21 protein-coding genes are annotated in these 25,596 nt (G+C 48.2%); 8 read left to right on the forward strand and 13 right to left on the reverse strand.

Annotated elements, in window-relative coordinates:
* Both KNO85_RS10140 and KNO85_RS10145 read right to left on the reverse strand, forming a co-directional pair.
* On the reverse strand, nucleotides 1-1,353 hold the full coding sequence (locus KNO85_RS10140) for a sugar ABC transporter permease (RefSeq protein ID WP_074032667.1): 1,353 nt from the start codon (nucleotides 1,351-1,353) through the stop codon (nucleotides 1-3).
* A gap of 105 nt (nucleotides 1,354-1,458) precedes the next feature.
* Nucleotides 1,459-2,724, reverse strand: a complete 1,266-nt coding sequence (locus tag KNO85_RS10145; protein WP_214789636.1) for an extracellular solute-binding protein — start codon at nucleotides 2,722-2,724, stop codon at nucleotides 1,459-1,461.
* Between the two features lie 370 nt (nucleotides 2,725-3,094).
* On the opposite strand from KNO85_RS10145, the gene KNO85_RS10150 reads away from it, so the two are divergent.
* Both KNO85_RS10150 and KNO85_RS10155 read left to right on the forward strand, forming a co-directional pair.
* Nucleotides 3,095-4,879, forward strand: coding sequence for a glycoside hydrolase family 13 protein (locus KNO85_RS10150; protein ID WP_214789638.1), 1,785 nt, complete (start codon nucleotides 3,095-3,097; stop codon nucleotides 4,877-4,879).
* Nucleotides 4,880-5,038: 159 nt separating this feature from the next.
* A complete protein-coding gene (locus tag KNO85_RS10155) occupies nucleotides 5,039-6,397 on the forward strand; it encodes an MATE family efflux transporter (RefSeq protein WP_214789640.1) in 1,359 nt (452 codons plus the stop codon).
* A 23-nt stretch (nucleotides 6,398-6,420) separates the two neighbouring features.
* Here the strand turns inward: KNO85_RS10155 and KNO85_RS10160 are convergent, their stop codons facing one another.
* Nucleotides 6,421-7,161 carry an enoyl-CoA hydratase/isomerase family protein gene (locus KNO85_RS10160; protein ID WP_251130619.1) on the reverse strand — a complete coding sequence of 247 codons (741 nt, stop codon included), beginning with the start codon at nucleotides 7,159-7,161 and terminating at the stop codon, nucleotides 6,421-6,423.
* Nucleotides 7,162-7,305: 144 nt separating this feature from the next.
* Between KNO85_RS10160 and ybaK the strand changes: the two genes are divergently transcribed.
* From ybaK to KNO85_RS10190, 6 genes are all read left to right on the forward strand, one after another.
* Nucleotides 7,306-7,770 carry a Cys-tRNA(Pro) deacylase gene (ybaK, locus tag KNO85_RS10165; RefSeq protein WP_214789645.1) on the forward strand — a complete coding sequence of 155 codons (465 nt, stop codon included), beginning with the start codon at nucleotides 7,306-7,308 and terminating at the stop codon, nucleotides 7,768-7,770.
* Between the two features lie 19 nt (nucleotides 7,771-7,789).
* A complete protein-coding gene (gene pssA / locus KNO85_RS10170) occupies nucleotides 7,790-8,488 on the forward strand; it encodes a CDP-diacylglycerol--serine O-phosphatidyltransferase (RefSeq protein WP_214789647.1) in 699 nt (232 codons plus the stop codon).
* An 89-nt stretch (nucleotides 8,489-8,577) separates the two neighbouring features.
* Nucleotides 8,578-9,327, forward strand: a complete 750-nt coding sequence (locus tag KNO85_RS10175) for a carotenoid biosynthesis protein (RefSeq protein WP_214789649.1) — start codon at nucleotides 8,578-8,580, stop codon at nucleotides 9,325-9,327.
* Complete coding sequence (locus KNO85_RS10180) at nucleotides 9,293-9,991, forward strand: lysophospholipid acyltransferase family protein (protein WP_214789650.1); 699 nt, start codon at nucleotides 9,293-9,295, stop codon at nucleotides 9,989-9,991. The genes KNO85_RS10175 and KNO85_RS10180 overlap by 35 nt, the downstream gene beginning before the upstream one ends.
* Nucleotides 9,988-11,055: a glycosyltransferase family 2 protein gene (locus tag KNO85_RS10185; protein ID WP_214789652.1), complete on the forward strand. Its 1,068-nt coding sequence runs from the start codon at nucleotides 9,988-9,990 to the stop codon at nucleotides 11,053-11,055. Before KNO85_RS10180 ends, KNO85_RS10185 begins: the two co-directional genes overlap by 4 nt.
* A gap of 30 nt (nucleotides 11,056-11,085) precedes the next feature.
* The gene (locus KNO85_RS10190; protein WP_214789654.1) at nucleotides 11,086-12,552 is read left to right on the forward strand and encodes a phytoene desaturase family protein; all 1,467 of its coding nucleotides are present in this window, start codon (nucleotides 11,086-11,088) and stop codon (nucleotides 12,550-12,552) included.
* A gap of 442 nt (nucleotides 12,553-12,994) precedes the next feature.
* Here KNO85_RS10190 and KNO85_RS10200 read toward each other — a convergent pair whose 3' ends face one another.
* The 10 genes from KNO85_RS10200 to KNO85_RS10245 form a co-directional block, all read right to left on the reverse strand.
* Complete coding sequence (locus KNO85_RS10200; RefSeq protein ID WP_214789658.1) at nucleotides 12,995-13,834, reverse strand: phytoene/squalene synthase family protein; 840 nt, start codon at nucleotides 13,832-13,834, stop codon at nucleotides 12,995-12,997.
* Nucleotides 13,803-15,281 (reverse strand): phytoene desaturase family protein, encoded by a 1,479-nt coding sequence (locus KNO85_RS10205; RefSeq protein ID WP_214789660.1) that lies wholly within the window; start codon nucleotides 15,279-15,281, stop codon nucleotides 13,803-13,805. Before KNO85_RS10205 ends, KNO85_RS10200 begins: the two co-directional genes overlap by 32 nt.
* Nucleotides 15,278-16,771, reverse strand: a complete 1,494-nt coding sequence (locus KNO85_RS10210) for a phytoene desaturase family protein (RefSeq protein WP_214789661.1) — start codon at nucleotides 16,769-16,771, stop codon at nucleotides 15,278-15,280. Before KNO85_RS10210 ends, KNO85_RS10205 begins: the two co-directional genes overlap by 4 nt.
* A gap of 69 nt (nucleotides 16,772-16,840) precedes the next feature.
* A complete protein-coding gene (locus KNO85_RS10215) occupies nucleotides 16,841-17,872 on the reverse strand; it encodes a class I SAM-dependent methyltransferase (protein ID WP_214789663.1) in 1,032 nt (343 codons plus the stop codon).
* Between the two features lie 100 nt (nucleotides 17,873-17,972).
* On the reverse strand, nucleotides 17,973-18,356 hold the full coding sequence (locus KNO85_RS10220; RefSeq protein ID WP_214789665.1) for a YisL family protein: 384 nt from the start codon (nucleotides 18,354-18,356) through the stop codon (nucleotides 17,973-17,975).
* Between the two features lie 116 nt (nucleotides 18,357-18,472).
* Nucleotides 18,473-21,031, reverse strand: a complete 2,559-nt coding sequence (locus KNO85_RS10225; protein ID WP_214789666.1) for a sensor histidine kinase — start codon at nucleotides 21,029-21,031, stop codon at nucleotides 18,473-18,475.
* Nucleotides 21,028-21,390, reverse strand: coding sequence for a response regulator (locus tag KNO85_RS10230; protein ID WP_074032651.1), 363 nt, complete (start codon nucleotides 21,388-21,390; stop codon nucleotides 21,028-21,030). Before KNO85_RS10230 ends, KNO85_RS10225 begins: the two co-directional genes overlap by 4 nt.
* Before the next feature lie 134 nt (nucleotides 21,391-21,524).
* Nucleotides 21,525-23,396 (reverse strand): ABC transporter ATP-binding protein, encoded by a 1,872-nt coding sequence (locus KNO85_RS10235; RefSeq protein ID WP_285800887.1) that lies wholly within the window; start codon nucleotides 23,394-23,396, stop codon nucleotides 21,525-21,527.
* Nucleotides 23,393-25,117, reverse strand: coding sequence for an ABC transporter ATP-binding protein (locus tag KNO85_RS10240; RefSeq protein ID WP_214789668.1), 1,725 nt, complete (start codon nucleotides 25,115-25,117; stop codon nucleotides 23,393-23,395). The genes KNO85_RS10235 and KNO85_RS10240 overlap by 4 nt, the downstream gene beginning before the upstream one ends.
* Entirely contained in the window at nucleotides 25,110-25,592 is a 483-nt protein-coding gene (locus KNO85_RS10245) for a MarR family winged helix-turn-helix transcriptional regulator (RefSeq protein ID WP_214789670.1), read from the reverse strand. The genes KNO85_RS10240 and KNO85_RS10245 overlap by 8 nt, the downstream gene beginning before the upstream one ends.
* Between the last annotated feature and the right edge of the window lie 4 nt (nucleotides 25,593-25,596).

The following is a 25,596-nucleotide window of genomic DNA, read 5'->3' on the forward strand; positions in this document are numbered from 1 at the left end:
TCAGATCATATCCTCGTCTTTGAAAGATTTTGTCCGACGGAATTGGATCACGGCAAGCGTCATGATGAAGAATGACAAGATAAGTGTGATCGCAGCCGCAAGTCCGTATTGCGGGTTGGCACCGAGAGACAATTTGTAAATCCAAGAAATCAAGATGTCGGTACCGCCGGCCGTTTGTCCAGGTACAGCAGGGCCACCGCCATTAAAGAGATAGATGATGTTAAAGTTGTTGAAGTTGAACGTGAACTGCGTGATCAAGATCGGTGCTGTTGCGAACAAGAGCATCGGCAATGTGATCAAGCGGAACTTATCAAAGATGGTTGCTCCGTCAATCGTCGCTGCTTCATATAAGTCACCAGGAATCGATTGAAGAACCCCTGTCATGAGCGTCATGATGAACGGGAATCCGAGCCACCATTGAATGAGAACAAGTGCTGTTCGTGTTGCTGTCGGATCGGTCATCCAGTTGACTGGGTCAAGACCGAGTGCCGGTAAGATCGTCGTATTAAACACCCCGAACGATTCGTTGAACATCGAACGGAAGATCAAGATCGTGATGAATGCCGGAACTGCCCAAGACAAAATTAAGATTGAGCGGAACAAGCGACGGAAACGTAGACCCTCTTGGTTCAAGAGCACCGCAAGGAAGATCCCGATTGCGATGACCCCTGTCGTTGAAGCGACCGTCCAGACAAGCGTCCAGCCGAGTACCCCGACGAACGTGTCACGGAAGATATCGATTTCAAAAATACGCGTGAAGTTCTCGAATCCGACCCATTCGACGAGTTTCGCTGGTGGTGCGTTGTTGTAGCGATAGTTCGTGAAGGCGATCAAGAACGTGAAGATCAATGGAAGAATAACTGTAAACACTAACAAAATGAGTGATGGGATTAACATTAAGTATGGGAATCCATGGTCACGCAAGTTGCGAAGTTGCATTTGGAACGATGGAAGGTTTAGATGCTGATCACGAGCGCGACCGACACGATAGGCGTCACGAATGTTCCAAACATAGAACGCGATTCCGAAGAAAAGTAAAATTAACGCGACAATCCCCTCGACCATCAAGAAGATGGAGTGGTCGTTACGAGGTCCTGGCACTTCACCAAGCGTGATCAATCCCCAAAGTCCTCCACGGTCACCTGGTCCGGCGCCCGCCCCTTTGAAAAATAGATCATAGTTTACGGCAAAATATGATACGACGACGATAAAGAACGCTACCGCTTTCGCGTATTGTTTATTGTATAACTGTCCGAGTCCCGGAATGATGGAAAGTAGTCCCGCGTTCCGAGCATGGTTTGTAGGCTTGTCCGGGCGTTGGTCCGGTGTTTTAGGGTTCGCAATTGCAGCCATCCTCAGTTTCTCCTTTCGATTTGAGCAAATCAATCAAGCAAACGTTTGCTCAATGCTAGAAAATGAGGGGGAACGCCATATGGCGCACCCCGTCATTTCAATTCCTTATTGGTTGTTTGCTTGGATTTGTTGTTCGATGACTTTCACTGCATCGTCTGCAGATTTTTGTGCATCTTGTTTACCAGTCGCTACAAGCTGAAGTGCTTGTGCCATTGGCTCCCAAACTTGTCCCATTTCAGGAATGTTAGGCATTGGGATTGCGTTTGTTGCTTGATCGAATACCGCTTTCGCAACTTCGTTCGACGTGATTGTCTCGTTCGACTCGAGTGCTGCTACTGGTGGGATCTCGTTGTATGCTTCAAACATTGCCAATGCGTTTTCTTCATTCGTCAACTCTTGAAGGAACATTTCAGCCCACTCTTGGTTTTCTGTGTAAGCTGAAAGGGCATATGTTTTCACACCCATGAACGTCTTGATTGGCTCACCGTTCGGAAGTGTTGGCATTGGAGCCGCTCCGAGGTTCACGCCTGCATCTGTGTAACCAGCTACAGCCCAAGGTCCGTTCATGACTGAATGAGCTTTCTTCTCAGTGAAGAGTTGGTCCATCGCCTGGCCGCCAGACTCACCGATCAATCCTTTAGGGAAGAGGCCTTCTTCGTACCATTTACCGATGTACTCGAATCCTTCAACTGCGCCTTCGTTGTTCAAACCGATGTCAGATGGGTCGAGTGCGCCACCGTCTTCTTTAAACACGTATCCGCCGAATCCAGCGACAACACCGTGTGCGAAGTAGAAGTTATCCCAAAGTGCGAGGAATCCGTATTGACCGTCAGCTTTTACATCGTTTGACAACTTGTAAAGGTCGTCCATAGATGCTGGAGCTTCAGACATCAAGTCTTTGTTGTACATGAGAACTGGTGTCTCAACTGATTTTGGATATCCGTAAGCTTGACCATCGAACATAACAGCTGATTTCGCAGCGTCTGTGAATGCATCAAGTGATCCTTCGTCAGCGATCGGAGCCAAGTGACCTTGGTCAGCGATTGTACCGATTTGGTCGTGTGGTACGAGAACGATGTCTGGACCTTTACCAGCTGGACCGTCAAGCGCGAGCTTGTCTTTTTGATCCGTCATCTGTACTTCGACGACTTCAACTTTTACGCCATGCTCTTCTTCGAACGCCTTCGCAACTTCTTTCGTTGTTTCAGACTTTTCGATGTCTTCCCAGATGACGATCTTTTCAGGTTTGTTCTCGCTTGAAGAACCACCTTCGTTAGAAGATCCGTTGTCTGTTCCGCCACCACATGCAGCAAGTGCACCGAATGCGAATACTGCTGTTGAAAGTCCTGCTACCATTTTTTTCATCTTCATGATGAAAAACCTCCCCAAGGAAATAGTATGGTCAGATTTGCGCAATCGCACGACCACGTCAATTTTAAAACTCCGCTACGAAATTGACATGGTAGTGAAAACGTTTGCATCCTCACCTCAATTTTTATTATACAATTGTGAAAGCGTTTTACAAGTCTTTTTTTACACTTTTTTTACGTCTGTTGACCCATTTATGTAATTTATAAAATATTGTTCATAATTCCTCACTTTTTATGAGTTTCAGCAATTGACAAAATGTAAACGCTTTATTACCCTTTGCTTGAGCAAACGTTTTCGCAACACCTATTCTCTTTGATTCACAGTGTTGTAAAATGATGTCATCCCCTATAAAGAAAGGAATGTTTTCCTTATGATGAAAGAAGCGATTTATCATCGTGCCATGTCCCCGTTCGTTTACAAATATGATCGTGAGACGATTCACATTCGTTTCCATACGAAGCGTGGCGATATCGAATCGGTCGATTTGATTTGGAACGACCCTTACGATTGGCATTCTGAAGACCCGGCGATGTGGAACTTTGATCCAGACAAACCGAGTTACTGGCGTACATACGAGACTCCAATGGAGAAAATCGGTTTCGACGACGCCTATGACTACTGGTTTATTGCAGTTAAGCCTCCATTCCGTCGCCTTCGCTACGGATTCCGTCTGAATGACGGACAAGAGACGGCCGTCTATACCGAAAAAGGATGGTTCGAGGAAAAACCACTCGATGATACGGGCTATTACTTCTGCGTCCCGTTCATCAATCCGGTTGATATCTTCCATGCGCCGTCTTGGGTGAAAGACACGGTTTGGTATCAAATCTTCCCGGACCGCTTCGCAAATGGAGATGCTTCACTCAATCCAGAAGGCACACTTCCATGGAACTCGACAGAGCCAACGATCACAAACTTCTTCGGTGGTGATTTCCAAGGGGTGATCGACCATATTGATCACTTGGTCGAGCTCGGCATTACCGGAGTCTACTTCTGTCCAATCTTTAAAGCGACGACGAACCACAAGTACGACACGCTCGACTATATGGAAATCGATCCACAGTTCGGGACGAAAGAGAAGTTCAAAGAGATGGTCGACCTCTTACACGACAATGGCATCAAAGTGATGCTCGACGCCGTCTTCAACCATATCGGATACCATCACCCGTGGTTCCAAGATGTCGTCGAGAACGGTCCGTCTTCTGAGTACCGCGACTGGTTTTATCTTCGCGACTTCCCGGTTGTCACAGAACCGAAGCCGAACTATGATACGTTCGCGTTCGAGAAGAACATGCCGAAGATCAATACGGAGCATCCAGAATTAAAAGCTTACTTATTAGATGTTGCCCGTTACTGGGTCGAAGAGTTCGGGATCGACGGGTGGCGTCTTGACGTCGCCAACGAAGTCGACCATGCGTTCTGGCGTGACTTCCGCAAGGCAGTTAAACAAGCGAACCCAGAAGCTTATATCCTCGGGGAAATCTGGCACGATTCGCAGCCTTGGCTACAAGGTGACCAGTTCGACGCTGTTATGAACTACCCGTTCACGAACGCGAGCTTGAACTATTTTGCGCTCGACCGGACGACCGCTTCTGAGTTCCGTAATGAATTGACGCGTGTCGAGATGATGAACACGATGAACGTCAACGAAGTCACGTTCAACTTGATTGACTCACACGACACACCACGTGCGTTGACTCGGGCGAAAGGTCATAAAGGAAAGTTCAAGCTTTTGATGACCTCGATGCTCACATATACTGGTAGCCCATGCATTTACTACGGAGACGAAATCGGACTCGAAGGCGAACAAGACCCAGGATGCCGTCGCTGTATGCCATGGGACGAATCCGTTGAAGACCGGAACCTCTTCCGCTACATCCAAAAGCTTATCCAGCTACGAAAAGATCATCCCGTGCTCGCAAATGCTGGCTCGTATCGTTTCAACTTGGTCGATGATGCCAACAACGCCGTCATCATCGAGCGGTGTTCGAAAGATGAGACGTACTTGGTCTACTTCAACAACTCGGATTCTACTTCGAAACTAAGTCCACTCGGTTATCGTGGCGCAGCCTATGACCTATTGCACGATCGTGATCTTGAATCACTCGAAATCGAGCTATCGCCATTCAGCGCCGCTATTCTGAAATTGAAATAATTTCGAAAATCACCTGATTTCTTCGGGTGATTTTTTTGTTGAAAATAATTTACCAAATCCCTTTCTTTTTCATTTCATAAGGAGTAAGATGACCTTTGACATTTTTATAAAACAAATAGTTAACAGAAAGAATTATAGAGAAAAGGGAGAATACACTACATGCAGACGAAACAAACGGAACAGCTCAGCCTGTTCAAACTGTCGTGGCCGATTTTCATCGAGCTTGCCCTCCATATGGGAACCGGGATCATCGCCACATTGATGCTCGCGCACTACTCAGACGCCGCCGCTTCGGCCGTCGGGGTCGCCAACCAAATTTTAAACGTGTTCTTGATTGTCTTTAGTGTGACGTCTGTCGGCGCGACCATCTTGATTGGTCAGGCCATCGGGGCAGGGCGCATGAAGAAGAGTCGGGACTTCGCCCGCTCCGCTGTCAGTTTGAATATGTGGCTCGGTGCAATCATGGTCGTCGTCATCTTCTTGTTCGGTGAGACGTTCTTACGCCTATTCGGTCTATCGGACGAATTGTTCGCACACGGTTTGTTGTTCCTACAAATTGTCGGCTTGTCGTTATTCACCGAAGCACTCATCATGGCGCTCAGCTCAATCCTCCGGAGTCACGGTATGACGAAACACGCCATGCTCGCAACGTTGTTGATTGATATCATCACTGCCGTCGGTGCCATCTTTGCCGTTACCGGCTTGTTCGGACTTCCGGTCACTGGTGTTGCTGGTGTCGCCTGGGCCATCGTGATTGCACGATTCGCTGCCATGATTCTGTTGTTCTGGCTCGTCAAACGGAAGCTTATGATCCGCTTCCCATTAAAAGAAGTGATTCGTCCGAAGAAAGACGACATTCAGTCGCTCCTCCAAATCGGCGTCCCTTCTGCTGGGGAGAACTTATCGTATCAGGCATCACAAATAATCATCACGGGATTCATCGCGACGATGGGCGAGGCTTCCCTTGCTGCTCGCGTATATGTGATGAACTTGTCGATGCTCGCTTTCTTGTTCACCGTCGCCGTCGCACAAGGGACGCAACTCCTGATCGCTCGAGATATCGGAGGCAAACGTTTCAAAGAGGCGTATCATCGCGCCGTCAAAACGTTGAAAATTGCCATGTTCGCCTCGTTCGTCGCCTCTCTTGGTTTGGCGGTATTCAGCGAGTCGCTACTTGGGCTGTTCACCTCAAACCCTGATATTATCGCGGTCGGCGTGCCAATCTTATGGGCAACGCTCATTTTAGAACCGGGTCGCGCCATGAACATCGTGTTGATGGGGTCATTGAAGTCCGTTGGGGACGTCCGTTTCCCGGTCATGATCGGAATCGCTTCGATGTGGGGCGTCGCCGTGGCGTTCAGTTACTTGTTCGGTCTTCAAATGGGACTCGGCATCCTCGGGATTTGGCTCGCCTTCTCTCTTGATGAATGGTTCCGCGGTTTCTTCGCGTTCCGCCGTTGGAAATATGGGACGTGGCAACAAAAAGGCTTCCAGTTCGAAGCAAAAACAACCACGTAAAAAAGCGGCCGCGGCCGCTTTTTTTATTTCATTAAGAATGCCTGCATCGCCTGGCGGTGAACGTCTGTGTCCCCACACTTCCGTTGCCATTCGATTTCCTCACTCAGTCCCTCTTCAAACGAAGCAGCTCGCATGAGCGCCTTCATCCCTTGGACGGCGACTGGTGATTTTGCAGCAAGCGTCTCCGCGTATGATGTCAATCGTTCCGTATACATCGCATCTTCCACGAGCTCTGTGACGAGTCCGAACGTATGCGCCGCTTCTGAATCGATGGTACTGCCACTCCATAACCAATCTAAAGCGAGATCGTCTCGCATGAGACGACGCAAGTGATATGGTCCGCCCGCATCCGCGACCAAACCGATTTTAATGAAGGCTGAACTGAACTTCGTCGATTTGGCGACAATTCGAACGTCTGCCGCAAGTGCCAAACTAAGCCCCGCCCCTGCGACGACGCCATGAATCCCCGCGATGATTGGTTTACGGCTCGAGAAAAGCGCCCGAACGAGTGGATGATACACATCTTCTAAATATTCCCCGTAATCTGCATCGCTCTCAATCGTTAAATCTTGCCCAGATGAGAATGCTCGCCCTTCGCCGACAAGGACGATGACGCGAACCGCGTCGTCCTGTTCAAATTCATCGATTGCCGTTTTCATTTCGCGAAGTAACGTCTCGTTCAAGGCGTTCAGCTTTTTCGGGCGGTTCAGTTTTAACCACCCTACCCCATTGTGTGTCGTCAATTGAATCGTCTCCACTTTCATTCCCCCTTTAAAATGAATCACTGTTCATTTCTTCGTCATTCCGTCAAACTCCTTCCTTTACTGAAAAGTTTTTTGAAGTTCAATTGCCGGGCAGTTGGTTGATTTGCTATTCTAAAAGGAGTCGGTCACGAAAGGATGAGTCAGATGCAACTGACAAACGCCGCTCGGCAACTAAAACAAAAGAAGATTCCGTTCACCTATCATACGTATGAAGTCGATGAGTCTGACGTCTCCGCCAAACACGTAGCGATGACATTGCAGAAACCGCTCGATGAACTATACAAAACGATTTGTCTCATGAACGAGAAAAAACAATACGCCTTCTTTCTCATCTCCGGAGAGCGTGACATCGATTTGAAGGCAGCCGCGAAAGCTTGGGGAGCGAAAAAAGCATCCCCTGTCCCGATGAAAGAGCTTGAAGCACTGACCGGGTATATCCGAGGGGGCGTCTCTCCAATCGGAGCGAAGAAACCTTTTCCGGTGTATTTACATGATGCAGCCAAAGAAAAAGAGACGATCACCATCTCTGCTGGGAAACGTGGCTATCAACTCGAGTTGAAGCCAGAAGATTTACTGCAATTCACAAACGGTCGCTGGTTTAGCCAATGACCTTACTGGGGGCAAAATTATGTGGAAAGAACGCATCCGTTCGTGGGTCCCAAACTCCTTTACGTTCGGAAACTTATTTTGTGGTGTCGTCGCAATTGTATACGCCGCACGTGGTGACTTTTCAAACGCCACACTGTTAATCATCATCGCGATGATGCTCGACAGTTTAGACGGGCGCCTCGCCCGTATGCTCGGAGTCGCTGGGGACTTTGGGAAAGAGCTAGACTCGCTCGCTGACATCGTCACGTTCGGTGTCGCACCAGCGATGCTCGCCTACTATACGTTTTTCATTGATTACGGCAATTATGGATTGTTTTTTGCGGCACTGTTCCCGCTATTCGGTGCATACCGTCTCGCCCGTTTCAACTTGTCTGCGACAAACGTTGCGGCGAGTTACTTCTCCGGTGTGCCAATCACGGCCGCTGGTGGACTTCTCGCTGTCATCACGACGTTCGGTGACCGCGTCAGCGAACTATTGACGCCAATTTTCTTTACAGGGCTCGCCCTTTTAATGGTCAGCCGCGTCCGTATCCCGAGTTTTAAAGATGTGCCATTGCCACGCCACTCCTTTATCATCACGATCAGCCTCGTCTACGTGACGTACATGATGTTCGCACGCTGGAAAGAGTGGCCGACGTTCTGGTTTATCGCGGTGCCGTTCTATGTCTTATTCATCGCCTTTTCGTTCGTGAAAAAACGGAAACGGATGGCCAATTAAGAGTCTCGTTCGACGAGGCTCTTTTTTCGTACATGCATTTGTTAGACGAAGACTCCGATGAGCTTTAGAATGAAAGAAGAGGTGATGGAATGAAAGTGTATCCGTTTATTTGGAAATGGTTTATTGTCTGGTATTTCATTGGGTTAATTTTGGTTGGGTTCGACCTGCTTCCGCCTTGGCTAGAGTGGGCAAACCCTGTCTTTTTATGGCTCGCCGGTGCGATTGGCGGAACCATTCTCTATCAAGGCGTGCGGCAAGGCGCCTGGATTGTCCCGTTTATTTTCTTTGGTTCAATCGCTGTCGAGACGCTCGGCGTGAAAACCGGGTTCCCGTTCAGTGAATACATTTATGCCGAGGCGTTTGGTCCGACGGTGTTTGGAGTCCCTGTCACAATCGGTGCGGCGTGGCTCGCCGTGATCGGTTCTAGTTTTGCCGCGGCCCGTCTCTTCACATTCCGTAACCATATTTTATGGCTCGTCCCGATTCTCGCGGTATGGCTCGATATGGCGATCGACCCGGTGGCGGCTAACGTGAAGGGGTATTGGGAATGGGCGAACGATGGGCTGTATTATGATATTCCGACCCAAAACTTTATCGGCTGGTTCGGACTCTCTCTCATTTTCTCATGGCTGTTACAACGCCATGAACGATCCGTCGATGCTTTATTCATCCGACATGGCGTGTACTTGTTCGTCATGCTTCACGCCTTGTTCGGCGTCACAGCCGTGAACGCAGGTCTCTATGGGATTGGTTTCCTTAGCATGTTGACGTCCGGGGTCATTCTGTTAGAAAGGAGAGGTCGCGATGATCGAGTCACACAAAAAGAGATGGTTCAATAACGTCTTCTCAACATTCGTACGAGAACGTCAGATTCGTCCGACGTTCCACAATATTTACATACGAACTGATGATATCCCGACGCCAGGATTGATTTTGAGTACACATAGTGCGTGGTGGGATGGGCTCGTCATGTATATGGTGAATGAATATTTTTTGAGACATGACATTCATGTATTGATGGACGAGGACGGTTTGCGCCGCTTCCCGTTCTTTCGTCACCTCGGCGCCTTCTCAGTAAAAAAGGGAAGTCTTTCCGACGTACGAGCTTCCCTCGCCTACGCGAATGAGTTGCTGACATCAGGCAAATCCGTATGGATATATCCTCAAGGTCGAGAAGTTCCACAAGAACAGCGACCTGTCGAAATCGAATCAGGAGCGACCCTTCTACTAAATGATCGCCCGATTCATTTATGCGCCATGTATTATGCATTCGAAAGCCACGCGGAACCCGTCGTCTATGTCCGATTCCGAAAGCACAACGTAACCTCGTCGACACGGAGAGGTCAGAAGCAGGAGATTGCGCAGGCACTTGAACAGCTGTATGACGACGTCAGAGATGACGTCATCACACGTTCGACCGCCTACACTGCCCTGTTTCGTTCGCGGCGTAACCTTGCCGAATGGACAGAAACGCTCGTCCGACTCGGGAGGAGGGAATCATGATACTTTGGATTGTGACCCTCAGTATGCTGCTCTTCACACTCATCAATCTAGCGTTTTTACGACCGCTCGCAACTCCTGGAAAAACACCTGCGACGGCCGTCTGCATCCCGATGCGGAATGAGTCTCGACATGTCGACCGATTGATCTCTAATTTACAAATGGCGATTCCGGAGAATACTCATGTCTACATTTATGAAGACCGCTCCGAAGATGATACATACGAAAGATTGAATCGCGCGATTGGGGACGATGTCCGATTCACCGTCATTCAGGGAGTCCCTTTGCCTAATGACTGGGCCGGCAAAGTCCATGCCTGTCATCAACTCGCATCACGCACGACTGAACCGTATCTCCTCTTTTTAGATGCGGACGTCACGATCGATTCGAGCTTTATTGCCCGCATGCATGCCACTCTCCGTCGCGAGCAGGCTGTCTTCCTATCAGGATTCCCCCAATTTCCGACAACGACATTTCTCGGGAAATTGTTGATCCCGATGCAACACGTACTCATCGCCCAACACCTGCCTTTGTTTTGGCGTAAAGTAAAACATCCAGCATTTGCGGCAGCGAACGGAATGAACGTACTCGTCGAGCGAAACAGTTACGAGGAAGTTGGTGGGCATGCCACGATCCGATCATCGTTAATCGATGACATCGATTTATGTCGGACGTTCAAGCGACATCGAAAAGTGACATCACTCGTTCAAGTCGCCCCGTTTATCTCATGTGATATGTATGAGACGAATGAAGAAGTATGGAGCGGGTTTTCAAAAAACGTATTCAAGGGAATGAATGAATCAGTAGGGCTTGCCTTGTACTTTTTGACGTACTACGGGATCCAGTTGACCGCCATGTTCGCATGGCTCGTTTCACCGAGTTGGCAAACAATCAGTGCGGCACTCTTCGTACTCCTCGCCCGACTTGCTGTCGATATGAGATCACATGGATCCGGTACATGGTTGCATCCACTCAGCTTAATCGCTTATCTGACCTTACTCGGGAACGCCGTCATCCGAAAATGGAGACGACTACCTATCACGTGGAAAGGTCGCCATTATTCTTAATCGAGCGTCTTATTTAAGGGGGACATATGTATGAAGCAAATTGTTGTCATTGGAGCCGGACTAGGTGGACTGAGCGCTGCCGTCACGCTCGCCACACATGGCTATGACGTCACAGTCATTGAAAAGAATGAACATGTCGGCGGAAAACTTATGCCCGTCATTACCGACGGTCATCGTTTTGACTTTGGTCCGAATACGATCACGATGCCAGATGTGTTCCGTTCCGTCATCCGAAACAGTGGTGCCAACCCGGATGACTATTTTGAATTGATCAAACTCGACCAACATACCGTCAATCATTATTCGGACGGCTCCTCGTTCACATTTAGCGCCGACCGGGCACAGCTCGAGGCGGAAGTGCGACGTTTAACCAATGATCAAATGAAGAAAAATCAATTACAGGCTTATTTAGACGAAGCGGACAAGTTATTCCGTATCGCGAACGAACGCTTCTTCACCCGCATGGAGACAAAATTAGACCCGGGTCTTTGGGCGGACATGGTAAAAGTGCACCCGCTCCAAAGTTTACACGCCCTTCATCAAAAGTACTTCAAAGACAAGCGCATCATCCAGGCACTTGACCGGTATGCGACATACATCGGCAGCAGCCCGTACGTGACGCCAGGAACGTTCGCGCTCATCGCGCATCTAGAATTAAATGAAGGCGTCTACTTCGCGAAGGGTGGCAACTGGAACATCGCGAAAGGGTTTGCGAAGCGAGCGAGTGAACTCGGAGTGACGTTCCGTCTCGGACACGAAGTGACGAAAATCGAGGTCTTGAACGGGAAAGCCCATGAAGTCGTCGTCGACGACAAAGAAGTCATCTCTTGCGATGCCGTTTTGCTCAATGGCGAGCTACTCACGCAGTATCCTCGACTTGTCGACGCGAAAGACCGTCCTTCTTTCCCGGTCCCGACACGCGACACCGTCGAACCGTCCATCTCTGCATTCGTCTTAATGATCGGACTATCGAAGCGATTGAACCTTGCTCACCATAACGTCTATTTCTCTGACGACTACAAGCGAGAATTCAAATCACTCTTTCAAGAAGAGCGCTATGCGGACGAGCCGACTATCTATATCTCCAATTCATCCGCAACCGATTCATCGATGGGCGAGGCTGGCGACAATCTGTTCATTCTCGTCAATGCACCTGCCCATTTGACTGACATCGATGCCGACACGTATGAGCATTTAATTCGTCGTCGGTTGCGCGAGTTCGGCGTGGACTGGGAAGATGAAGAGGTCCTTTTCCATCAACGTGTGACACCGCAAGATTTAACGCGTGATTTTTATGCATACTACGGTGCACTTTACGGTACGTCGGCCAATTCGAAAAAAGGGGCATTCTTTAGACCGGCAGCTCGGTCGACGGACGTGTCAAACATCTGGTTTGCAGGTGGTTCGACTCATCCTGGAGGCGGGAGCCCAATGGTCACGCTTTCAGGACAATTCGCGGCACGATCGATGTTAGAGGACATACCTCTGACAATATGAACATTTTGTGAACGCGAGTTTCGACACTTGTCGACAATTGAAAGACGTGATAATATCATATTCGAGTTCAAGCAGTTCTGTAACGTTTGTTGCACCTGTAGCGATCGAATGGCTTCCCCGAGCCTCATCGCGTTTTGAACTTGTCACACCCGAGAAAAAAGTGATGAGCGAGTTTCCCCACTCGTATCCCGTAGTTGAGACAGCTTGCGTATGATGTTCCCCCTTAGTCCATCAAGCATCCTGTTTCAACGAAGATGTCCCAACTGATTCATTCCCCATGAATCCCGGCACATCTTTAGGGCTTCATCACAAATCGATTCATTCATTTCCCCGATGAATGGATCACATAACGCTTACGCCACTTTTGGTCCCCCGCCAAAAGTGGTTTTTTTTGCGCAAAAAAACTGTAGACGCGAGGAGCATCTACAGTAGATTGGATGACTTATAATTTTGCTAACAACTTTCCTTTTTGTAAGGTCGATACGTATGCCCGTTTTGTGAAGACGTCATATCCGTTTGCTCGAGCTGCATCTAAAATTCCTTCATATAGAAGAGCTGCTGCTTGAACCGGTTTTCGACTGGCGAGCGGATAGAGGTGATGGGTCGTACGTGCCCGTTCATACAAGGACTCCGCGCGCTTCGCCAACGCCTCCCATAGCTCGATGAAGGAAGGTGTCACTTCACGTTGCTGTAACATCTCTTCACTTACGCCATACTGTCGCATCATCGTGCGTGGCAAATAGATGCGGTCTCTATTCAAATCTTCCCCGACATCTCGCAAAATATTGGTCAGTTGCATCGCAATGCCGAGGTCGATGGCGCCTTGTCGGAGCTGACGTTTCGTCTCGGCGTCTTGATTCGGGACAAGAATCGGGAGTAGCATCAGACCGACCGTACTCGCGGCATAATAGCTATACTGCTCGGTCTCTTCGAGCGTCTCATATCGTGATTTATGTAAATCCCACTTCATGCCTTCCGCTAGCTCAAAGAATGGATTGACGTCCATCTCATAGCGTTGCCATACATCTCGAAGGGCGACCCATAGCGCTTCATCCTGGTCATATCCTGCTAAAAAGCGATCGAATGCATGCAAAAACGACGCCAAACTCTCTTCTGGACGGTCTGATTCATCGACCGCATCATCAAGAGTCCGACAAAACGTATACACGGCCATGACCGCTTGTCGATCTGGTTTTGAGAGCAAAGAGAAGGCCCGATAAAAGGTCAACGAGCCTTTCTTCATGATTTCCTCACATTGACGATACGCTTCTTGTGTCGTCACGATGTATTGCCCCCATTTCTTCTTCCATTTTTTTCACAAGTAACTGTGAACCAATCATGACAATCGGCACGCCCCCACATGGATGGACAGATGCACCAACCGCATACAATCGCTCGATTTTCGGGAACGGTCTTGCCTGTGGCTTGAAGGCGGCTGATTGAGACAATTTTGGTGCAATCCCAAAACTTCCTCCTTCGAACAGACCAAATCGCTCGGCATCCATCGGTGTCCGTACTTTCATCTCGATGACACGGTCCCGAAAATCGGGTAATAGTGCCTCGAGTCTTCCTAATAGATGGTCAATCGTTCCTTGCGTCTCAAAGTCTTCTCGCTCCAATTTACGAGGTACCGGAACGAGGACATATAATACACTCGTCCCATTCGGCGCAAGTGTCGAATCAATCCGTGATGGATTGAACGTGTACATCGCCGGATACTCACTTAGTTTACCATCCTCAAAGATTGTTCGCATCGATCCCTCAAAATCATTCGGTAAATCGAATTGATGGACCGGCAAATCGAGTTCCCCGCTGACCGTGAAATAAAGGAGTAGCGTACCACTGGACGGTTCATACGTCTTCGGTGTCACGCCATCAATGAGTCGTTCCATAAGCGGAAAGTCACCGTTCACGACGACCGCGTCATAAGGCACGTATTCGTCATTGACCGTGACGCCAGTGGCTACACCGTTCGTGACGTGGACATGATTGACGGCCGCATTCATTACGAAATGAACACCTCGTCGTTTCAGCTCTTGTTCCATTTTCGCCGCGAGCGAGAAATATCCTCCTTTTACATACCAGACTCCCTCTTCTTGTTCACGATAAGGAATGAGTCCATATAACGAGGGGGTCGCATAAGGGTTCCCACCGATATAGAGCGTCTGTAAACTGTAGGCGACACGTAAGCGTTCGTCCTCAAAAAAACGTTTCATGTTCGCATGGGCCGTTTCATATGCTTTCAAGCGCATGAGGAGAAGCAATAGTTTCGGTTCGAACAACTCTGTTTTCGATGCATAACTGCGGTCTAAAAACGTATCGAACCCAATCCGATACTCTTCTTTCTTCTGCGACATATAATGACGGAATGCGTCCCCTTCGCCGAAAGTCCGCTCGATCTCTTCTGCCTGTCGCTCGATATCCCGATATTTATAGAACGATGTCCCGTCTTGATAGCGCAAACGATAGAGTGGATCGACTTCGAGTAATTCGACCTCACTTTCCGGTAGCCCCGCTTCCATCAACTGTTGCTTCAGTTTGCCCGGTAACAAGACGATCGTCGGACCTTCATCGACTTTCGCTCCATTTTCAAATTCAACATAGTTTAGTCGTCCACCGACACGCGCTTCCTTCTCGTAAATCGTGATGTGAAGTGAAGGGTTTCGTTTCGTCAATAAGAGGGCGGCGTAAAGTGTGCCGACCCCGGCCCCGACAAAGCTGATGTTCATCGGCCGACACCTGCCCGGTCACGCAACAAGTTCGTTGTGATGCGCGCTGATTCAAAGATGGTCGGAAGCCCGCTTCCTGGATGCGTCCCGCCACCGACGAGCCAGACGTTGTCGAGCTCTTCAAACTGATTGTGCGGACGGAAATACATCATTTGCGATAGATTATGACCCAAGTTAAAGGTTGCGCCTTCGTATACCCCGAACGTTTCCCAATCCTCAGGTGTCAACGTCTCCATCACCTCAATATGTTGGCGAATGTCTCGGTATGGTGACCGTGTCTCAAGGGCGTCGAGTACACGTTCTGTCATCGTTGGCTGCAACTCTTCCCATGGCAAACCGGATAAGTTGTTCGGTACCGGTACGAGGACGTATAGCGACGATTTTCCTGCAGGTGCGAGCGTCGGGTCGATGCGCGAGGCGTTTTGAACGTAGAATGAGAAATCCTCGCTCAGTTTCAACTCTTGCGTCATCTCTTTGACGTTCAACTCATAATCGTCTGCGAAGTGAATCGAATGGTGTGCCACGTCTTCATAGACGTGATCGAGCCCGAGATAAAGCATGAATGTCGAGCACGAGTAGCGTTTCTTCTTCAGTTGAGCCGGACTCCACTTCGACAGTTTGCCGTCTGGGACTAATGACGTCATCGCGTGAGCAAAGTCAGCACCAATCACGACTTCGTCGAACGCATAATGAACGCTCCCTGCTACGAGACCGGTCACTTTCTTGTCATCCATGAGAAGACGCTCTACTGGTTCACCTAAGCGAATCACGCCACCCTCTTCTTCTACGACCTTCGCCATCGCATAACAAAGTTGATTCACGCCTCCAATCGGATGATGAACCCCGTATGCATGCTCCATATAAGATAAAATCGAGAAACCGCCTGGACATTCCCAAGCGGACATTCCTAAATATTTTGCTTGGAACGTGAACGCATACTTCAACTCTTCGCTCGTAAAGTACTCGGATAAGACGTCATAAAGCGACTTCCCGATTGAAAGGAACGGTAACGCTTTGAGTACGCGTAATGAGACATAGTCGGTCAGTTTGTCATGCGCGGTTTGAAGAACAGGCATCAACTTGGAGAGCTTGATCGCCTGTTCGCTCATGAACCGTTCATATCCTTCCCCATTTCCCGGGAATTGTTCTTCGATGGCTTGATGCATCTGGTCACGATCAGTCGTCATCGAGAGATGGCGCGTCCCACGATCAAAATACAAATCATACATCGGTTCTAGCCGTTTCATCTCGACGTAATCATGTAAATCACGTCCCGTTTCTTCGAAGATCTCTTCTAAAATGTAAGGCATATTTAAAAATGTAGGTCCTCGGTCAAACGTGAACTCGCCTACTTGTAGACGTGACGTTCTGCCTCCTACAAACGGTTGTTTCTCAAATACGGTGACGTCTACGCCACGATTCGCTAGTAGCATCGCAGCAGCCAATCCACCGGGTCCTGCCCCTATTACGGCAACTCTTTGTTTCGACACACTCAACAACTCCCTATGTGAATAGTCTCTTATGCTTCTCTATCATTATAGAAATGACCGGAGACAAGTTCAATTTTGAATCGGTTGATTGAGCAGATTCTTGTTCCCTCGCTCGGCGATGACGATATACCAAGACCCTTCTGGAATGAACGGGATAAAGCGAATTTGTTCAAATCCGACTTCTTGCATTTGACGGCGCAATCGTGGAATGGTCGGGAGCGGATATAAGTTATCGTGAAGTGTCATGAAGGCATTGAATGCAGAAGCGAACCGTCCGCCGAGTGCCGTCTCCGCAAGTGGCGTCACAAGGACTGCGACCCCGTTCTCTTCTAAACGATTCCGAAGTCGTTCAAGCAGTTTGATTCGCTCCTCTGGTGAGAAATAATAGAGCATATTGTTCATCATGACCGCATCGAATTGTTCTTCTGTTTCCCAGTTCATGAAATCGGCGACTTCAAAATGAATATCGCCCCGTTCATCAAGAGACCGCGCTTCTTCGATAACCTCTTCCTCTAAATCGATCCCCGTCAATTCCCAATTCGGTTCGAGCGCTTGTAATTTACGTAAATAACCACCATGCCCACAACCGATATCAAGCATCGACCCGACGTTCGCCTGACGTAACAGTTGCTGTACGATCGGGAATGCGACCGTCTCGACGAGCGTCGATGTTTTCGCGACGACTTGACCGTGTTCGGCCCCATCAAACGTCTTTTGTTTCCCAGACTCTAAAAATTCTGGGTAAGCGATCAACGCAGGGATGTGAAGTTCCATCATCTCTTGGAGCATGAATCCGATGCTCCGCTCATCGTTACCAGACAACTGGTATTTTAATCCACGTGTCGGATAGTAGCGCCATCCCCTCTTCTTCAAATGACGCACTGCGACCCCAACTTCTAACCAACGCTCTAGCGCAAGTTGCGTCAACGGGCGTTTGAGTCGTAAATTCATCTCTGCCATACTTGCGCCACCTTGAAGTGCATCGAATAAACCAAACTTATATCCGATATAGCCGTGCCATAGTGGTAAAAATGATTCTGTTTGTTTCATCCATTTCCGTGCATGTAATACGCGTGTCCATTCCGTCATTTGTTGATCCATCGTTTCACCTCATCGTCATGATTACTGATTTTTTTATTTTCCCCTAATAATTTGTGTACAAACAAAAAATTCCCACTTCGGTGTGCGAAGTGGGAAAGTCTTATTGAATGAAGCTGTTGAAGAAAGATTGTCCGTATGGTAATGCGTAACCGATAAAGATTGTCACGAGTGCCAATACGATAAATCCGCCGAAAAAGGCGTTCGATGGTTTGTTCTTTTTCACTTTGACAAGTGTCATCTCACCGAAAATCAATGCCAGTAACCCGACTGTGATTTTCACGTGATAGAACGTGCCGCCTCCGTTCAATTGAAGGTAGAGATAAAGTCCTGTTCCGAATGCGATGAGTAACATGAGTCGAAACGCCATATGTGCGATCTTTCCACTCTTGTTGCCGTTCTTGTAACCAATATAGGCTACGGCAAATAAGATAAGTAACAAAATCCAGCTCGTGACGTGTGTGTGCAAGAATGCAATCAGTGGCATTCTAATGCCCCCCTTTATGTTGTTGTACAGTCTTCATTGTACACGAACCCTCTCCTGATTGGTCAAGCGAACGCTTTCCTAAAAAAAGAGCCATCCTTCGAGGATGACTCCATTCATTATACTGGTGTTGTCTCTGCCTCTTGGACAGCGTATTCATAGCTAGGAATTTCAACGATGAAGGTCGACCCCTCATGTTGAATCGATTCCACATGAATTTGACCGTTATGACCTCGGACGATTTCTTGACAGATTGGTAAACCAAGACCCGTCCCGCCGATCTCACGGCTGTCGGAATTATCGACGCGATAGAACTTATCAAATAATCGGTCGAGCGCGTCGCTCGGAATTCCAATTCCTTCGTCCTTCACTTTGATGGACACGATTTGCTCATGATGAGCAAGCTCTACCGTGATTTTTCCACCACGTGGAGAATACTTCACTGCGTTTGACAAGAGATTACTCATCAACTGCTTGAACTTCTGGCAGTCGACGAACAATTCGTAAGGACGTGCATCATCCGCAATCAATTCGAATTCGTGCTTCAAAGATGACGCTTCATAGAACGTCAACATGTCTCGGACGACCGGTTCGATATCGAGTTGTTCCCGGTCGTACATTTGACTACCGGATTCCATCCGCTGCACATCAAGGAAATCATTGACGAGATGCGTCAGACGTTCCGTCTCCGCATGGATTGTCTCTAAATATTTTGCTTGTTTCTCATTTGGTAACTGCTTTTTCACCATCAATTCTGTGAATCCGTAAATGGACGAGAGCGGTGTCCGCAATTCATGAGAAATCGTTGAGATGAATTCACTCTTCAATCGTTCAGCCTCTGTCTCACTTGTGATATCCCGGAAGACGAGAAGCGTCCCTTTCGATAGACCGCCGACAATAATCCGTTCAGCATACATCTGCAAGTTCATTTCACCTTTACGGATTGAGAAGCTCACACTGTCATGTGGGAAGTCTTCCGTGAACAATCGATTTGTATACTTCGTAAAGTCTTCTGCTTGGTCCACCGTTTCGACAAGGCGATTACGCCACTCTTCCCATGTTTCTTCTTCAAGGTCCTGTGTGCTGACGTCACTCAGTTCCGGGAACATTTCATAAAGTGGACGGTTGACGAATACATCATCTGTCGCATGTTCGATATAGACGACCGCCTCTCGAATCGAGTCGAGGATGCGTTCTGTCTTCCCTTTCTCGCGTTTCATCTCTTCGAATAGACGCATCCGTAAGAGCGAGAGTGAAAGCTGACGAGCGAACGACATGATGTCACCCATCTGTGTCTGTGTGAAACGGTCTTTATAGCGGACCAAATAGATGAACGCGATAATCGAATCGTCCGTCGGGTCATGGACCGGTACCGCCGTTTCGAACATATAGTACGGGTAAGGAAGCGGATGGTCGCTCGCAACTTGTTTCGCTGAGTGTACCGTCGTCTTCAACGTCATCGCCCGCGTTAACACAGAATTCTCACTATCGAGCAATTGACGGGACAACGTGTCATTCAAACCATGGCTCGTCACGCGGTACGTGCCCGATTCATCGACGAAGACGAGTGCACCGACTTCCGAGTCCGTAATCGTAACGAGTTTCTCGATAATCTCTGGATACGCCGTAAGCGAATCACGTGACGCTAACGTCTCCGTCAATTCGTTTCGGTAAGCGAGATGTTGTTCGTTTTGTTGAGTCTGCTCGAGAATCTCTTCAAGCTCTTGTTGCTGTGCCTGAAGCTCTTCTTGTTGGGCAATCAATTCTTCTTGTTGCGCCTGAAGTTCATGGTTCTTTTCAATCAAATGACGTTCGTTGTCACGAAGTGTCTCGGCCATCTTATGGAACGAGCGAGACATCGTACCAATCTCATCTTCTCGTTTCATTTGATCACTCAAGTCGACGATCTCACCTTTCAACAAACGGTTCGATGCGATTGAGAGTTTTGAAATCAAGCGTGTTTGACGACGAAGGAACGGTTGGACGAATAACAAAATCAATGCAGCGAATGAGGCAATACTCATAATCCACAAGAATTGAAGCATGTTATTGTTTTGGCGCCATTCCGCGTAGACCGCCTCTTTTTCAGAAGCCATCAATTTACGATAGTTTTCTAACGAGGATTCGACTTCATCAATCGGCCCTAAAATATCGATGCCACGCTCCGGATTAAATTGGACGACACCTTGATCAATCAATCGTTGCGCCGTCGGTAACTCGGCGATTGTTTCAGCATCGATAAACGTTTCCGTTACATCACCATCAAGCTGTGCCTGCGCATACTCATACGTCACCGGAATGATGACGTCGTAGTAAAAGTCATGGAACTGCTGCAAATCTTCTGCGAACAACTCACCTTGACGAGTAGTGACTTGCGTTTTAAACCAATTGATTTCTTGTTGGAACTTCGCTTCGTTCGCACTTGAACGTTCTAGCGACGCCGTATCACCAAACAAGAGATAGCCACGTGTGTCATACTGATCGGCCTGCCATTCATCCCAAAGCGTCGTCAAACGATTGACGCGTTCGTCTACTTGACGTAAACGAGCCTCATTCGCTTCGAGTCGATTCTCGATATACACATAGGTCAGAACCGATCCGACCAACGCGATGGCGAGGAACGAATAGAGGACGACCATGATGTCGCGCCCAAGTTTTTGTTTAAACCACCTTTTCACTTCACGATGCCTCCTATGATTTTGACAAGTTCAAGTGGGCTGAACGGTTTTGAAATGAAGTAGTCGACACCAATCTCATTCGCGCAATCACGGTCAGATTGTTGGCTTTTCGCTGTCAACATCATCACTTTCGTATCTTGTCGCCCTGGTAACTTCCTTACTTTTTCAATGACCTCAAGCCCTGTCATCCCGGGCATCATATGGTCCACAATCACCAAATCATATTCGTTCTCTTCAATCAATCGATAGGCCTCTACTCCATCTTGAGCCTCATCGATGTCATATCCTTCGTCTTCTAATGTATCCATAACGAGCATGCGTAGTACTTCTTCGTCTTCCGCAAGTAAGATTTTTACCATAATCGTTCCTCCATTTTTTATCCCATTTTTTTATTTTAACGGATTTGTAATTGTTACACAAAATAAAAAGACGTACGAAACTCATCTTCGTACGTCTTTTGCCTAATCGCCTGGCCGTAAAACCTATATTCTTCTTATACAACTTCTTTTTCAGCAAACTGACTGTTGTACAAATCTTCATAAAAACCACCGGCTTCAAGCAGCGACTCATGTGTCCCTTGTTCGATGACACGACCTTGGTCCATCACTAAGATCAAGTCTGCATCTTTAATCGTCGATAACCGGTGGGCGATGACGAAACTCGTTCGTCCTTTCATCAACCGCTTCATCGCCTGTTGAATCAAAATCTCGGTACGCGTATCTACACTTGATGTTGCCTCATCCAAAATCATTATCGGTGGATTCGCGAGTACCGCTCGCGCAATCGTCAGCAATTGCTTCTGTCCTTGTGAGATGTTATTCGCTTCTTCGTTCAAGACCGTGTCATATCCGTCCGGCAACGTCCGAATGAATGAATCCGCATGCGCCGTCTTCGCTGCGTTGACGATTTCCGCTTCCGTCGCACCCACTTTTCCGTAAGCGATGTTGTCACGGATTGTCCCATTAAAGAGCCACGTATCCTGTAAGACCATCCCGAACGTATGACGTAAATCTTCTCTCGACATGTGTCTCGAATCTTTACCGTCAATCAGAATCTCTCCACCGTTCAATTCATAGAAACGCATGAGGAGATTGATCAATGTCGTTTTCCCAGCACCGGTCGGCCCGACGATTGCCACTGTTTGTCCCGTCTTCACGTCGAGGTTCATGTCTTGAATAAGGAGATTGTCCCCGTATCCAAAGTCGACGTGACGGAATGCGACATTCCCTTCGGCCCGGTCTAGGCGATACGTCGTCACCTCTTTCACTTCTTCCTCTTCGTCTAACAACTCAAATACCCGTTCTGCTGCAGCGACCGTCGACTGGACGATGTTTGCGATGTTCGCTGTTTGCGTAATCGGTTGGGTGAACTGCCGCGTATACGTGATAAACGCTTGAATATCCCCGATCGAGATGCTTCGTTGTGTGACTAAAATCCCACCGACAACACTGATTAACACATAGCTGATGTTTCCGATGAACATCGTCATCGGCATAATGATCCCTGAGATAAATTGCGCCTTGCGCCCGGCATCATAGAGTTCTTCGTTCACCTCATCAAACTCACGGACAGCTGTCTCTTCACGCCCGAACGCTTTAACAACCGCGTGTCCGGTATACATTTCCTCCACATGACCATTCAATCGTCCTAGATGACGCTGTTGATCGGAGAAGTATTGTTGCGAACGTTTTAAAATCGGACGAATTGCAAAGATTGTCAGTGGTAATGACACAAGCGAGATGACCGTCAAAAGGGGGCTGATGGACAGCATCATAATCAAGATCCCGATAATCGTGACAATTGATGTAATGAATGACGTCACACTTTGTTGAAGCGTGCTCCCAATCAAGTCAATATCGTTCGTCACTCGGCTTAACGTCTCCCCATTTGAACGTCCATCATAATATTTAAGCGGTAGTCGTTCCAATTTTTTGTTGACGTCTTCTCGCAAATCATAAACGGTCTTCTGGGCAACGCCAGACATCAAATACTGTTGAACGTAATTGAATAGACTACTGATGACGTAAAGTCCTGCGAGCAAGGACAAGATTTGTCCGATTCTCGTGAAATCGATCTCTGCGCCCGGCACACCTGTAAATTTCGCATAGGCACCTTCAAAGAGTTCCGTGATGGCAATCCCCATGATCTTTGGACCAGCAATCATGAATACCGTACTTAGAATGGCTGCGACGAAAACCGCAATCAACGTGTTCCGTCGTGGTTTCAAATAGGCGAGCAGACGACGGAATGTGACTTTGAACGCCTTCGGCTTCTCACCCATCATCATCATATTCCCACCGCCAGGACCTCCTGGGCCACCATGCCCGCCATGAGTTTGTCGCGTCGTTGTTTGTTTCTCACTCATGCGATTTCCTCCTCAGACAGCTGCGACTTCACGATTTCTTGATATACCGCATTCGTCGCAAACAATTCTTCATGTGTACCGATTCCGGCCACACTTCCTTCTTCGAGTACGATGATGCGATCAGCATCCATGATCGTACTCACCCGTTGTGCGACAATCAATACGGTCGCATCTTTCGTTTCTTCTTTTAACGCCTTGCGTAACGCGGCATCCGTCTTGAAATCGAGTGCCGAAAAGCTGTCGTCGAATACATACAAATCTGGTTTTCGAACGAGCGCCCGGGCGATGGAGAGGCGTTGCTTTTGTCCACCCGACACGTTCGACCCACCTTGCTCAATCACAGATTCATATCGATCTGGCATCTTCTCGATAAAGTCGCTCGCCTGTGCGATCGATGCGGCATGTATGACTTCTTCGGTCGACGCATCGGCTTTCCCGTATCGAATGTTCTCTGCAATCGTTCCCGTGAACAGCAACGCCTTTTGCGGCACGTACCCGATTTTTGAACGGAGCTCTTCTTGCGATACGGCTTGAACATCGACCCCGTTCACACGAATTTCTCCAGACGTCACATCATAAAATCGTGGAATCAGATTAACGAGTGTCGATTTCCCAGATCCGGTCCCACCAATCACAGCTGTGACTTCACCCGGGTTCGCTGAAAAACTGACATGTGATAATGCCGGTTCCTCGGCACCGGGGTAAAAGAACGTGACATCATCAAACACGAGTGTCCCGTGCTCAGCATCCGCCGCTTTTGTGCCTTCATCAACTAGTGAAGGTGTCATCTCGAGCACTTCATTGATTCGGTTCGCCGATACCGACGCCCGCGGAATCATGATGAACATGACAGAAGCCATGACGAGCGCGAACATGATTTGCATGACATATTGAATGAACGCCATCAAATCCCCGATTTGCATCGCCCCGTTATCGATTCGGATGCCACCGAACCAAATGACGCCGACAACGGTCAAGTTCATGACGAGCATCATGACCGGCATGAGAAACGCCATGATTTGGTTGACTTTGATTGAGACATCCGTCAATCGCTCATTCGCCTCTGTCAAACGGACTTGTTCTTCTTTTTCACGATTGAAGGCCCGAATGACTCGAATGCCTGTCAAGTTTTCTCGGAGGACAAGATTCAAACGATCCAATCGCTTCTGTACTTTCTTAAAGAGCGGCATCGCTTTCCAAAAAATAAGGAAGATCGAGATGACGAGAAAAGGCATGGCGGCAACGATGACGAGTGACAACGTGGCATCTTTCGACGTCGCCATGATCAAACCACCGACAAACATGATCGGTGCACTGACGACCATCCGAAGCATCATGATAATGACTTGTTGGACTTGCGTGATGTCATTCGTCGTCCGCGTGATGAGCGAGGCTGTTCCGACACGGTCGAACTCTTCGAGCGAGAAACGCTCGACATGGTTAAAGACGCGTCTTCGTAAATCACGACCGAATCCCATCGCCGCTTTCGATGAATAAAAACTTGCCACGACTGCCGCGAGTGCCCCAAGTCCGGTCACACCGAGCATGATCCCACCCATTTGCCAAATATAGCCGGTGTCTCCTGTCACGACCCCGTTATCGATGATATCCGCCATTAATGTCGGTAAGAATAAATCTGCTAGCGACTGTGCGAACACAAATAACAAGACCATGAGGACGGCCCATTTATAAGTAATCAAACGTTTTAATAACTTAATCATGACGACATCCCCCTTCACAATCTGTGAATCCTTCATTTAATCCATCTGCAATCTGTTGATGGGCTTCAATCATATGACGATACGTCTCCTCATCTAAGTGAGACAAGATTTGATTCAACTGTTGTTCGGTCCCTTCCTCTTGTTGTTCAATCTCATCAATCAATTGTTTGCCAGATTGATCAATCGTCAATACCACTTCGCGGCGATTATCCGGATTGATGTCTCGTCGAATCAATCCTCTCTCCACTAGACCATCCAATGATTGACTCAACGTACTCTTCGGCATCCTTGTGCGCCGCACTAATTCTTTTTGTGTGATCGCACCCTGTTCATTCAACATCATCAGTCCATGAAGTTGTGGCAAGGTAAGGTCGTTTTGTTGGGCCGTCTGATGCATGAGGCGAATCAAGACGCGCTGTACGCGCCAAAACGATTTCATCATTTCCCGCGCTCTTGTTGCACTCATCTCGGTCATGCTA

The sequence above is a fragment of the Exiguobacterium sp. s124 genome (genome assembly GCF_018617485.1).
GTDB classification, from domain to species: Bacteria; Bacillota; Bacilli; order Exiguobacteriales; family Exiguobacteriaceae; genus Exiguobacterium; species Exiguobacterium aestuarii.